Raw genomic sequence first — 13,525 nt, 5'->3', positions numbered from 1 at the left:
TTTAGCCCTCTTTCACTATTGATTGTAGTGCCGATGTTTCGATGATAACAGCACTATAAACTGCAACCAAATATGCATTTAGCTCATTTATATCTATAACATAGCAGTTGTTTAGATTTCTATAAGCAAGAAGTGTTGCACTATCCAGCTCGTTTTTAACTATCAAAGCATCTCTAACACCCAAATTTTTTATAAATTTTGCAGCATCTTTTGTTTTTCCGCTTGAAATTTCAAGACTGTCAACTGCAAAAATTTTATCGTTTTGCGCTTTTTCATTTAACGCAAATTCCAATGCTAGACGTTTTTGTTTTTTATTTACTTTTTGAAAATAATTTCTATTATTTGTAGGTCCAAAAGCAACAGCACCGCCAACCCAAACGTTTGTTCTGGTTGAACCTGCTCTAGCTCCGCCTCTACCTTTTTGACGCCATGGTTTTTTGCCGCCACCGCTTACCTCAGATCTTCCTTTTGTATTTGCAGTATTTGCACGAAGCGAAGCAAGATAAGATTTGACATACAAATATAAATTATGCGGATTTACATCGGCAAAATTTGCAGGAAGTTCAAGCTCGCTTGCTTTTTCTAATTTTTCATTAAGCACTTTTACTTTACTCATTTTACTATCCTTATTCTTCCCATTGCTCCATTAAATCCGGCAACTGCGCCTTTTAAAACCAAAATTCTATTTTCGGCATCAAATTTCACAATTTCATTTTTTACGGTAACTTTTACATTTCCCATATGTCCTGCCATTCTCATACCAGGTTGCACGCGTCCAGGCCATTCGCAATTACCGATTGAACCATGTCTTCTGTGAAATCTTGAACCGTGAGATTTTGGACCGCCTGCAAAACCGTGTCGTTTCATAACGCCTTGATAGCCTCTACCTTTTGAAGTAAAACTGCTCTTTACAAATTTTGCGTTATTAAAAATTTCTATACTTTGATCACCGACTTCTGCGTTTTCTACGCATAAAGTTGCGAATTTATTAAATTCTTTGCTTAGGTTATATTTTTTTTGAATTCCGGCAATAGCTTTATTGAAAGCTTTTCCGTTTGCATAAGCTACAACCGCTTTTCCATCATTTACCTCACAAATTTTTGCATTTACAACGCGCAAAAGTGTAACAGGAATGCTTGGATTATCAATGGTTCTGCTCATGCCGATTTTTTCTACGATATATTCCATAACTCACCCCTTATTTGCCCATCGCACGAACTTCGACATTAACCTCTGGTGCTAAGTCAAGTTTTGTTAGCGAATCAACTGTTTCAGGTGTTGCCGCTACGATATCAAGCATTCTGCCATGGATTTTCATCTCAAATTGTTCTCTTGAGTCTTTATTTATGTGTGGAGATTTTAAGACTGTGTAGCGCTTAACCTTCGTAGGCATCGGAACCGGACCTCTCACATCGGCACCCGTTCTTTTGACAGCTTCTACAATTGCTGCAACTGTGCGATCTAAAACTCTGTGGTCATAAGCTTTCAGCTTCAACCTAATTTTTTGCATCTTTTTTCCTTTAAAAAAGAACTTGTCGCAAACGTGCGACCTTTTATCAAAATAAAAGACTGCAATTATATAAAAACGGTGTTTCTTTGTCAAGAAATTTGCGAAAATTTTACACTTTATTTCCTTTTTATAAGGAAATATTTAAATTTTTGAAATTATATTTTAATCAAAAAAAATATTTTAAATAACATAAAAATTTTGCAAAATATATAACGCATAAAAAATATTTTTTTAAATATCAAATTAAAAAATACGTTTAAAATTCTTCAAAATTTGATTATTTTTTTATAAAATTTAAAATATACAACTAAAAATTTAACTAATCAAGTAAAACTTTAAAATCTTTTGCATCAAAAAGCAGCAGTTTGGGATCTTTTATATTTAAAAGCTCTTCACTAAATCCGCTGTAACTAAAAAGCACGCGAAAATTCGGTGAAATTCCTGCTCTTTGGCATTTAAAATCAAGCAAATTCAAAACATTTTTACAAATTTTGCGGTTTTTATATTTACACTCGCCCACCACACAAAAATTTTCAACTCTAGCATAAATATCAATTTCGATTTCTTTATTCCAAAAGCTTGAAACAACGTTATTAGAGAGATTAAAATATTTTGCAATCAATTCGCGCGACAGTATTTCAAAACCGAAACTCGCATAATTTTCAAAGTCATTTTTTATCTTTTCAAGCACAACCGAAAATTTGCCGTTTTTCAAAAGCGTAATATCTGGTTCAATGAATCTAAACCAAAAACGCGCAAAATTACTCTTAAATTTCACTTTATCACTTATTTTATATCTACGAAGTTCACGCGGAAGTTTTTCGTTTTTTCGTGTTTTTTTTAGCGGTTTTTCGTGGCTTGGCTCGATTTTAAGAAACTGCGCTTTTATAAGCTCGTCCAAAACTATTTTGGCTTTAAATCTTGGTAAAATTTTAGTAATTCCTATTTTTTTACGATCACTTTTTGCAAATTTCATAAGTGCTTTTTTTATTTCAATTTGATACAAACTATTAAAATTAAACATTCTTTCAAAATGTTCGAATTTTAATAAAATTTCAAATTTTATAGCTTCAAAAATATCATCATAATGGGAATTTATTGGAATTTCATCAAATACAAAATGAAATTTTAAAAGTTCGGAAATATCCAAATACTCAAAACTTTTCGCTGTATCCTTTAAAACAAAAATTTCACGCCTCCAAAAATTTAATCTAATTTTACCAAAACGGGCTATAATTTGCAAAGGAGCGCGATATGGAAATAGAAAAAATCAGACAGAATATAATTTTAAAAGAGGGTATAAAATATTTTGATTGGACAGCTAGCGGACTTGGTTTTTATGAGATTGAAGATGAAATTTTAAGAATAATGAAAACCTATTCGAACACGCATTCGTTGGTTAGCTCAAATTCCATAAAAACAACAGATTACTATGAGAATGCCGTAAAAAAAATGAAAGAAATTTTAGGCGTAAATAAGGATTTTTCACTTATTGCATGCGGCTTTGGCGCTACATGGGCAATAAAAAGATTTGAAGAAATTTTAGGACTTTATATACCGCCTGCGACTCGAGCAAGGCTTGATTTGCGAAATTTTAAAAACTTGCCGCTTGTAATAATTTCGCCTTTTGAGCACCATTCTGTAGAAGTCAGCTTGAGACTTGGACTTTGTGAAGTCGTGCGAATTCCGCTAAACAAAAATGGGCTTTTTGATTTTGATTTTTTTGAAAAAGTCCTTGAAAATGCGCGCGGACGCGAAATTATCGGTATTTTTAACGTGGCTTCAAATATCAGCGGAATCATAAACGACTATCAAAAAATATATTTGATGATAAAAATGTACGGTGGAATCGTGGCATTGGACGGCTCAACTTACATCACTCACGGAAAAATTGATGCAAATTTTTATGACGCACTTTTTATCTCCACACATAAATTTCTTGGCGGAATTGGAGCTCCAGGAATTTTAATAATTAAGAATTCACTCTTCAAAAGCAATCTGCCTACATTTGCAGGCGGTGGAAATGTAAATTATGTAAGTAGAACGTCGCAAGATTTCAAGGTGCAGAAAGAAGAGCTTGAAACACCTGGAACCCCTGCAATTTTAGGCGTTATGAAAGCTTATTTAGCACTTAAACTTTGGCACGATGTCGGAGAGAATTTTATCCAAGAAACAGAAAACGAATTGGCGGAACATTTTTTAAACGAAGTAAGTAAGATAAAAGAGCTTAAAATTTACGGAAATTTAAATGTTAAACGCGCGCCGATTTTTTCATTTAACGTAAACGGTTTTAATCCTTATGATTTCGCTTCAATTTTAAGTCATAATTTTGAAATACAAACGCGTGCCGGATGTATGTGTGCAGGACCTTATGCACGCGATTTACTTGGTTTAACCGACGATGAAAAAATTTCAAGACCCGGCTTTGTTCGGGTTAGCTTTAATTTTACTCAGGAGCTAGCCGATATAGATTTTTTAATCGCCGCAATCAAAGAAATCATAAAAAATAAAGAAAAATTCAACCCGAATTATTTAGTAAAAAGCTGCTGCGGATAAAAATTTTAATTTCTGTTATTTTTATCTATTAAATTATTCTTTGTATTTTCCGTTTTACATTATTTTCAAGTGTGTATTTTTTTCCAGGATTTTCTTTAATATTTGAAATTTCATCAAAGAAACTAAAAAACTTTTTTAATCGTTTAATAAAAAATAGTTCATCATGAATTTCCTTTGATATTTTTTTATTATATTCACTATTAAAATTTATATTATATTCTACAGTCTCTTGAAAAATGTCAATAATAAAAGCAATTTTATACAACGCATTATTCGAGCTAAAATTATCATCTATAAAAATATCTATTCAATACAACTTAAGCAGATTTTCTCTTATTGATTTTAATAAAATATGATATAAGTCTTTATCATATTTTTTATACCATATCCAAAATCACACTATTTTTTACTTCGCTACGCTATTTAGAAAAATGAAGTATAAAATAATCTCTGTTTTTAGCCATTTAATTTAATTTACTTAATCTTAATTTACAATAATCTTAAAAGTTTTTAATTTTATTCATACAATTTTTATCATTTGTGAACTAATTCTTGAAGTGTTTTACTCAAAAATACTCTAGAAATTAAAAAATAGCTTTCATCTATTTCTTTATATTTCACCACTAAATTTACTTATTTTTACATTCACTTATCATAAAATTCTTATCTGTTTTATGATTTTTACTGTATTTTATAAAAATATTACAAATTTCAGCTGTTTTTTACCGCCTCTATATCTAACAAATATCTTAAAATTTCTCTAAATTCAGCCTATAAAATTCTCTAACAATAAATATACTTATTTTTTCTTAAAATAATAGTTTAAAGCTATTTTATTAGAGATTAGGCTGTATTGAGAGTAAATTTTTTGTTTATTCTAAAAGTTGAATATTTTTAAAATCAATTCTAATTTTATATTTTTAATTGTTATACACGCCAATTATTTAATTTGTTTTGATTTATTAAGGAGAAAATAAAGCCATTTTTATACATATATTTTAGATTTTTTCTTCATAAGTGAAAAAATCATTTAATTAATATTTTTGTCTTAAAAAATATATAAACAGGAGAAATTTAATGAAATATTGTGAAAATTATGAAATTAGTGTAATTTATCTTTTCAATATAATCAACTGGTGGGCCTGATAAGACTTGAACTTATGACCTCACCCTTATCAGGGGTGCACTCTAACCGGCTGAGCTACAGGCCCTCTTTATATATCTTTTTGTTATAGATTTTCTATTTTTATTAAAGCATAAAGCTTAATTTTTAGAAAATCAGAATAAAATAATAAATGGTGGAGAATAGCGGGATCGAACCGCTGACCTCCTGCGTGCAAAGCAGGCGCTCTCCCAGCTGAGCTAATTCCCCGATGTTTACATAATATCTGATTATTTTATTGTATTTTAATTATCGGTTATTTTAAGAAGATTATTATTCTTATAAGTTTCATTGTTTTTATTATATTTTCGGTTTTTGTCTGTTTGTTTATTGATTTGTGTTTTTTTATTTATCTGTCTGTTTCGTTGTTGATAAAAACAATCGGGATTATATATGTTTTTATTTTTAATTTTAATTTGCTCTTTTTAAATTATTCAATCTCTGAAAACTAAACAAGGATGATTGAGATTTATGATGAATATCTTGTGAGAGAATATTCATTTGTACTCTAGAAAGGAGGTGATCCAACCGCAGGTTCTCCTACGGTTACCTTGTTACGACTTCACCCCAGTCGCTGATTCCACTGTGGAGGGTAGCAAATTTTGCATCCCCGCTTCGAGTGAAATCAACTCCCATGGTGTGACGGGCGGTGAGTACAAGACCCGGGAACGTATTCACCGTAGCATGGCTGATCTACGATTACTAGCGATTCCGGCTTCATGGAGTCGAGTTGCAGACTCCAATCCGAACTGGGACATATTTTATAGATTTGCTCCATCTTGCGATATTGCATCTCATTGTATATGTCATTGTAGCACGTGTGTCGCCCCGGACATAAGGGCCATGATGACTTGACGTCGTCCACACCTTCCTCCTCCTTACGAAGGCAGTCTATTTAGAGAACTCAGCCTAACTGTTAGCAACTAAATACGTGGGTTGCGCTCGTTGCGGGACTTAACCCAACATCTCACGACACGAGCTGACGACAGCCGTGCAGCACCTGTCTTAACATTTCTGCAAGCAGACACTCTTCCATCTCTGGATGATTTGTTAGATATCAAGTCCGGGTAAGGTTCTTCGCGTATCTTCGAATTAAACCACATGCTCCACCGCTTGTGCGGGTCCCCGTCTATTCCTTTGAGTTTTAATCTTGCGACCGTACTCCCCAGGCGGTATACTTAATGCGTTAGCTGGATTACTGCCTTGACTAGCAAAGCAACAACCGGTATACATCGTTTAGGGCGTGGACTACCAGGGTATCTAATCCTGTTTGCTCCCCACGCTTTCGTGCATCAGTGTCAGTTAGGTTCTAGCAGATCGCTTTCGCAATAGGTATTCTTCTTGATATCTACGGATTTTACTCCTACACCAAGAGTTCCATCTGCCTCTCCCCTACTCTAGACTATCAGTTTCCCAAGCAATTTAATAGTTAAGCTATTAGATTTCACAAGAGACTTGATAATCCACCTACGCACCCTTTACGCCCAGTGATTCCGAGTAACGCTTGCACCCTCCGTATTACCGCGGCTGCTGGCACGGAGTTAGCCGGTGCTTATTCATCGGGTACCGTCATTATTCTTTCCCGATAAAAGGAGTTTACGCTCCGAAAAGTGTCATCCTCCACGCGGCGTTGCTGCGTCAGGGTTTCCCCCATTGCGCAATATTCCCTACTGCTGCCTCCCGTAGGAGTTTGGACCGTGTCTCAGTTCCAATGTGACTGATCATCCTCTCAGACCAGTTATGCGTCATAGCCTTGGTAAGCCGTTACCTTACCAACTAGCTGATACAGTATAGCCTCATCTCTTAGCGAAAAACTTTCTCTACTTTACTTATGTAAAGCAGAAGTATAGAGTATTAGCAATCGTTTCCGACTGTTATCCTCTACTAAGAGGCAGATTAGCTATATATTACTCACCCGTGCGCCACTAACTTATAAGAGCAAGCTCTTATTCGTTCGTTCGACTTGCATGTATTAGGCACGCCGCCAGCGTTCACTCTGAGCCAGGATCAAACTCTCCATATAAAACATTTTTTATCTCTCTTTATAAAATATTTGCTTAATTAAATCAAGCTGTTTTTTATTAAAAGAGTTTTTTATTTATTATAATTTATATATGAAGTTTTTAATCTAAAAACTTTTTGAATATTAAATATATTTTTAGTTCATTTCAGCTTTTACTTTCCTAAGAAAGCCTAAAACCTGATAAACCGGCTCAATCGATCACTTGTTTAGATTTCAAAGATTGACTTTGATTATATTGACAATGATAATTTAAAAAACTTACTTTTTCTAAAAAGCTTTTTAGTTTGCTTTTCAAAAAAGCGAAATTGAATTGTATAAAAAACTTGCTTAAAAGTAGATAAAAGTTTGAGAAAAATTGAGAGAAAATAAAATTATAAAAAATTAAAAATATGTAGAATGAGAAAATTTGGTGTAGGGGTTAAATTGGCAATTCTATAATAAAAATTATTCTATAAAATTATATTTTTCATACTTGTCTATTTGTTTTTATATTAATATTTCATATCCATCAAACATTACTTAAAGTGCGGCAGGCAAAATTTTAAATAAACTAAAATTTAAGTGCCGGCAATATTAAAAATATCAAAATTTAAAATTTTATGCCGAATTTTTCTGTAAAAAGCTGTTTTTAATGGAATTTAGCCGTTTTAATATAGTATTAAAATTTTATAAAAATTACAATTAAAGAGTTGTATATAATATTTATTAGATAGATCCGCTTAAGCCGTATAAAGAAAATTTATAAAATTAAAAAATCTGCAAACGGATTAAAATATTTCAAAAAAAATTTGTATAAATGAAACAGGACTTGATATTTAAAACTGTTCTTATCACCAAAATTATTAAAAGCCGCAGCCACGCAATAAAGCGAAAAATGAGCTCTTATCAATAAAATTTTTCGTAACATATCAGAAGTCAAAACGCTATTTATGCTTGATTTTGTTGATTTGAACGATTCTAGGACGGATTACTAACTCGCTTACATTTGATTTAGTTTGCAAAATTTCAAGCACGAAATTTGCGATTTCATCCGCATCTATATAACTGTTTTCATCATCGCTTACGCCGAAATTAAGATTGTCGAAAAATGCAGTTTTAGTAATATCAGGACTGATACAAGTTACTTTTATCTCTTTTCTCACATCTTCGAACAAAGAGAGCAAAAATGCGCGCAATCCTGCTTTGCTTGCACTATAAACACTTGAAAAACGACTGAATCTCAAAGCTTCAATTGAAGCGATACCGATTATATGCGCGCGATTTCTTTTCAAATTTTTTAAAAGCTCACGGCAAATTAAAATATTTGCACTTAAATTTACATTTATAAGGCGCAGAATTTCATCCGTATTCATAGCTTCAAGCGGCGCAAAAATGCCGAAACCGGCACTTAAAATCACCACTGAAATTTCGTGTTTCTGCTCTAAATTTCTCACCTCTTTTAACAAGTCGTCTAAATTTTCAAAACGGCTTTTTAAAGTTAAAATTTTATGACCTTTTGCACTTAAAAGTTCGCTGCACGCCTTTCCGATTCCCGAACTTGCTCCTGTAATTAAAATTTTCATCTTAACTCCAAATTTTAGCCATATAAGCTGATTTCATCGCTCGCTCAAACTCATCGTTGCTGGCATATTCGTATCCGAAACATTCACGCCAAAGCGATTTGTCCTCCATACAAAGATAAAAAAATACTTCATCATGCCAAGGTGTAAAACTTTTATAAGCAAAATGAAACATCTCTTTTTTTATTTTAAGCGGGTATGAAAATTTATTGTTTATCATTTCAAAAGGCATCTGCAAAATTTTACTTTTTATTTCTCTTGATCTTATTTTTTTAATCACCGGCTTTGTAAAAGTAAGTGTGCCGAAAGAGATCAAAGCGACATTTTTAGGATCAAACTCATTTAAAATTCGCTCAAAAATTTCGCCGTAATCAATAAAAAAATTGTCATACCAAACAAGCGGATGAAAGTGAAAACCGATTAAAATTCCTTTTTCGGCAAGCTTCTTAGCCGCCGATATTCTTTCATCAAAACGGGCTGTCAAATGCTCTTCGTTTTGTATTATTTCAGGTGTATTTAAAGAAAACGTCGCGATTACATTGCGCGGAATTTCATTTTCCAAAAGATAACTTATATTTTTTGATTTGCTTTTAAGTTCCAAAATCAAATTTTTATATTTTTTCGCAAATTTCATCAAAGCGCTCAGCTCGCCGAATTTATTATTCCAAAGCAGTGAATCCGAACTTTGTCCCGTGCCGATATGATAAATTTTATTTTTATCAAGTTCTAATTTTTCCAAATTTTGAGCAAAATTTTTATCGTATTCTACGTTATTTCCTTTATAAAATGACTGCACAGCGCAATATAAACAATCAAAACCGCACGAATTTACCGCATCAAGCGTTAAAAGATTGCAGCATCTTGTATTTTTGCTAGCTACAGGACAGTTTCCAAGAGCAATCCTGTCCGCTTCAAAAGATGAAATTTTAAAATCTCTTTTTTGATAAATATTTGTAAAATTTTTATATCCGTGAATTTTTTCTTGCAATTTTTTGTGATAATCTTTTAAAAAATTAAATATATCTTTGCCATTTTTACCACTCAAAAATTCGCTATCTTCAAGCTCTTGCGGAATTTTTTCATCCCACATTTTTATATCTTTTAAAAATTCGTCAATCTGTTTTTTTTGCTGAAATGTAAAATGAAAATTTTCTAAATTTGCCAAAATATCGCCTTTTTTATTTCAGAAATTTTTGCTTTTATGAGATTATACACAAAATTTTTACTGAGTTTGCTTGCGTTTAGATAATCGCTTACAATTTTTAAGCTGAAATTTTCAACTTTAGAATCGCTGCAAATTTGAAAAAACATAGCACTCTCCATGTCGCATAAAGTAGTGGTAATTTCGCTTTTGGGCTTATCTACGCATTCCAAATCGGCGTTTTTTAAAAAATCAAATTTCTTGCCGATTGCAAAAATTTCACCTATTTTTATATTTTCATCGCTACAGCCGCAAATGCCGATATTAACAGCGCGCGAAAAATTTCCGCTTTTTAAAATTTCCGCCAAAATTTTCGTTTTTTGTGTGCCTACGCCTAAAATGCAAAGTAAAATTTCGCCGTTAGAGTAAAAATTCAAACCCGTTTTTTTAAGCCTTAAATTTTCAATTAAAGGCATAGCTTCGCATTTCAAAGCCGTATGAATTAAAATCATAAATCAAAACCTTAAAAAATATCAGTAAAAATTTTATACAAAATTATTTAATAAACAAACTTTATTTTAATAGCTTTTTTAATTTTAAAATTTAAAAATCGTTGCAAATAAGAGCTGTTATTCATCGTAATTTATTTGTTTTTGTGTGATATAATCAAAGATTATTTTGAAAAAAGAAGCGAAAATGAACGATACAATAAAAATCACAAATGCAAGAGAGCATAATCTAAAAAACATCAATTTGGAAATTCCTAAAAATAAGCTTGTCGTTTTTACAGGACTTAGCGGAAGCGGTAAGAGCACGCTTGCTTTCGATACACTTTATGCTGAAGGTCAAAGACGTTACGTAGAGAGTTTAAGCAGCTATGCAAGACAGTTTTTGGACCGTATAGGAAAACCGGATGTCGATAAAATCGAAGGTTTGACACCGGCGATTGCGATAGATCAAAAAACAACCGGCAAAAATCCGCGTTCAACTGTCGGAACGATTACTGAAATTTACGATTATTTGCGTTTGCTTTATGCGAGAATCGGCACTCAATACTGCCACAAATGCGGCAAACCGATCTCAAAAATGAGTGCAAGCGACATAATAGAACAGATTATGAAACTTCCACAAAATGCTAAAATCATCATTCTTGCGCCACTTGTGCGCGAAAAAAAAGGTACTTTTGCAGATATTTTGCAAAATATGAGAGAGCAAGGCTTCGTGCGCGCTATCATAGATGGCGTAATGGTTCGCCTTGATGAAGATATAGAACTTAGCAAAACAAAAAAACACACGATAAAACTCGTGATAGATCGTACTGCAATAAACGATGAAAATAACACAAGAATCGCAGGAGATATCGAAAAAGCGCTAAAAATCAGCTTTGGCGAAGTGGAAATTGAAATAGTAAACGCTGATGAAGTCGGCGCCGCTAAAAATCTAATCCATTACAGCGAACATATGGCGTGTTTTGATTGCAAAATTTCATTTTTACCGCTTGAGCCGCTTAGCTTCAGTTTCAACTCGCCAAAAGGCGCTTGCGAAAGTTGCGACGGACTTGGAATCCGCTTTACGCTTGATACAAATAAAATTATAAACGAAGATGCGAGCCTTGAAAACGGTGCAATTAAAATTTTATACGGCTTCAACAAAAGCTACTATTACAAATTTTTAATGGGTTTTTGTGAAGCGAATGACATAAACGTAAAAGTGCCGTATTCACAGCTGAAAGAAGAACAAAAAAAGCTCATACTTTACGGCAGTGCCAAAGAAATTCAGTTTTTTTGGAAACGCCATAAATTAACAAGAAAATTTGAAGGCGCGGTAAAATATGCTTATGATTTGCTCAAAAATGAAAAGGATTTGGACGATTATATGAGTGAAAAAATTTGTTCGGATTGCAGCGGACATCGTTTAAAACCTGAAAGTTTGGCTGTAAAAGTCGCAGGAAAAGGATTGGCAGAAGTAATAGATATGAGCATAGATGACTGCGTGGCATTTTTCTCAAATTCCGAAAATTTTGAAAATTTAAGTGAAAAAGACGCACAAATCGCGGCTCAGATTTTAAAAGAGATAAACGAAAGACTTTTTTTCCTAAAAGATGTAGGACTTGGGTATCTGACTCTTGGTCGCGACGCAAGGACAATTAGTGGCGGCGAAGCGCAAAGAATCCGTATAGCAAGCCAAATAGGAAGCGGTCTAAGCGGTGTAATGTATGTTTTAGATGAGCCTAGTATCGGGCTTCATGAAAGAGACACGTTAAAACTTATAAATACACTTAGAAATTTACAAAAAAAAGGAAATTCAGTTATCGTGGTAGAACACGATAAAAAGACAATCGAACATGCCGATTTTATTGTAGATATAGGTCCTGGAGCAGGAGATCTTGGCGGAGAAGTCGTATTTAGCGGAGATGTGAAACATCTGCTTAAAAGCAACACTCAAACTGCACTTTATTTAAATGGTATAAAAAAAATAAATTATACTAAAAACAGAACGCAAGAACTTTGGCTTGAGATAAAAAATGTAAATATAAATAACATTCACGGCTTAAATGCTAAATTTCCGCTTAGAAATTTAGTAGGAATCACAGGCGTCAGCGGTAGCGGAAAAAGTTCACTTATACTTCAAACACTACTTCCAACCGCACTTTGCGAGCTGAATCATGCAAGAAAAGTAAAAACAGACAAAAATGCGAAAATTAAAGGACTTGAAAATTTAGACAAAGTAATTTACCTTGATCAAAGTCCGATAGGTCGCACACCGCGCTCAAATCCGGCAACTTACACCGGCATAATGGATGAAATAAGAAATTTATTCGCTCAAACCAAAGAGGCAAAACTTCGCGGATACAAAGTTGGAAGATTCAGTTTTAATGTAAAAGGCGGACGCTGCGAAAAATGCTCCGGAGATGGCGTCATTACGATTGAAATGCACTTTTTGCCCGACATCAACGTAGTTTGCGACGCTTGCGGTGGAGCAAGATACAATGCGCAAACGCTTGAAATAAAATATCGCGGCAAAAGCATAGCTGATGTTTTAAATATGAGTGTTGATGAGGCGTTTGAGTTTTTCAAATCTGTGCCGAAAATCTATCAAAAATTAAAAACTTTACAAGATGTAGGACTTTCATATGTCAAACTCGGACAACCTGCAACAACGCTAAGCGGCGGCGAAGCGCAACGCATAAAACTGGCGAAAGAGTTAAGTAGAAGCGATACAGGAAACACGCTTTACATATTGGACGAACCGACAACAGGACTTCATTTTGCAGATGTCGATAAACTGGTGTGTGTGCTTCAAAATTTGGTGGATTTGGGAAATTCCGTGTTTGTTATAGAACACAATATGGATGTAATCAAAAACTGCGATTATCTCGTCGATCTTGGACCTGAAGGCGGCGAAGGCGGTGGAAAAATAATCGCTTGCGGTTCTCCAAAACAGCTTGCAAAAAATTTCAAAAAAACAGGCTCATACACCGGAGAATTTTTAAACTTTGAAATTTGATTTTTAGCAAAAAAATAAAATCAGTAAAATCAAATTTTAACAAATCATACCACTTTTGATATATTTT

At 33.4% G+C, this 13,525-nt stretch carries 9 protein-coding genes, 2 tRNA genes and 1 rRNA gene; 2 read left to right on the top strand and 10 right to left on the bottom strand.

The features are described from left to right. Position 1: 1 nt before the first annotated feature. The 4 genes from rplD to CHAB381_RS00415 form a co-directional block, all read right to left on the bottom strand. On the bottom strand, positions 2 to 616 hold the full coding sequence (gene rplD, locus CHAB381_RS00430; RefSeq protein WP_011991545.1) for a 50S ribosomal protein L4: 615 nt from the start codon (positions 614 to 616) through the stop codon (positions 2 to 4). Continuing rightward, a complete protein-coding gene (rplC, locus tag CHAB381_RS00425; protein WP_011991544.1) occupies positions 613 to 1,188 on the bottom strand; it encodes a 50S ribosomal protein L3 in 576 nt (191 codons plus the stop codon). Before rplC ends, rplD begins: the two co-directional genes overlap by 4 nt. 10 nt (positions 1,189 to 1,198) lie before the next feature. Then, positions 1,199 to 1,510, bottom strand: a complete 312-nt coding sequence (gene rpsJ / locus CHAB381_RS00420; protein WP_011991543.1) for a 30S ribosomal protein S10 — start codon at positions 1,508 to 1,510, stop codon at positions 1,199 to 1,201. Between the two features lie 319 nt (positions 1,511 to 1,829). Next, a complete protein-coding gene (locus CHAB381_RS00415; protein ID WP_011991541.1) occupies positions 1,830 to 2,753 on the bottom strand; it encodes a DUF234 domain-containing protein in 924 nt (307 codons plus the stop codon). An 11-nt stretch (positions 2,754 to 2,764) separates the two neighbouring features. Here CHAB381_RS00415 and CHAB381_RS00410 point away from each other — a divergent pair, with 11 nt between their 5' ends. After that, positions 2,765 to 4,066, top strand: coding sequence for an aminotransferase class V-fold PLP-dependent enzyme (locus CHAB381_RS00410; protein WP_011991540.1), 1,302 nt, complete (start codon positions 2,765 to 2,767; stop codon positions 4,064 to 4,066). 1,134 nt (positions 4,067 to 5,200) lie between these two features. On the opposite strand, the gene CHAB381_RS00400 is transcribed toward CHAB381_RS00410, so the two are convergent. From CHAB381_RS00400 to CHAB381_RS00375, 6 genes are all read right to left on the bottom strand, one after another. Further along, a tRNA-Ile gene (locus tag CHAB381_RS00400) sits at positions 5,201 to 5,277 on the bottom strand. 85 nt (positions 5,278 to 5,362) lie between these two features. Continuing rightward, positions 5,363 to 5,438 (bottom strand) — tRNA-Ala (locus CHAB381_RS00395). A 302-nt stretch (positions 5,439 to 5,740) separates the two neighbouring features. Beyond that, positions 5,741 to 7,251: ribosomal RNA gene (locus CHAB381_RS00390) — 16S ribosomal RNA — on the bottom strand. A 923-nt stretch (positions 7,252 to 8,174) separates the two neighbouring features. Next, the gene (locus CHAB381_RS00385; RefSeq protein WP_011991537.1) at positions 8,175 to 8,813 is read right to left on the bottom strand and encodes an SDR family oxidoreductase; all 639 of its coding nucleotides are present in this window, start codon (positions 8,811 to 8,813) and stop codon (positions 8,175 to 8,177) included. A 1-nt stretch (position 8,814) separates the two neighbouring features. Further along, the gene (locus CHAB381_RS00380) at positions 8,815 to 9,975 is read right to left on the bottom strand and encodes an SPL family radical SAM protein (protein WP_011991536.1); all 1,161 of its coding nucleotides are present in this window, start codon (positions 9,973 to 9,975) and stop codon (positions 8,815 to 8,817) included. Further along, positions 9,963 to 10,463: a nucleoside phosphorylase-I family protein gene (locus CHAB381_RS00375; RefSeq protein ID WP_011991535.1), complete on the bottom strand. Its 501-nt coding sequence runs from the start codon at positions 10,461 to 10,463 to the stop codon at positions 9,963 to 9,965. The genes CHAB381_RS00380 and CHAB381_RS00375 overlap by 13 nt, the downstream gene beginning before the upstream one ends. A gap of 184 nt (positions 10,464 to 10,647) precedes the next feature. Between CHAB381_RS00375 and uvrA the strand changes: the two genes are divergently transcribed. Beyond that, complete coding sequence (uvrA, locus tag CHAB381_RS00370) at positions 10,648 to 13,458, top strand: excinuclease ABC subunit UvrA (RefSeq protein WP_041570552.1); 2,811 nt, start codon at positions 10,648 to 10,650, stop codon at positions 13,456 to 13,458. Positions 13,459 to 13,525 lie beyond the last annotated feature (67 nt).

Source organism: Campylobacter hominis ATCC BAA-381, assembly GCF_000017585.1.
GTDB lineage: Bacteria > Campylobacterota > Campylobacteria > Campylobacterales > Campylobacteraceae > Campylobacter_B > Campylobacter_B hominis.
The sequence above is the reverse complement of the archived record's forward strand: the minus strand, read 5'-3'. Positions and strand labels throughout refer to the sequence as shown.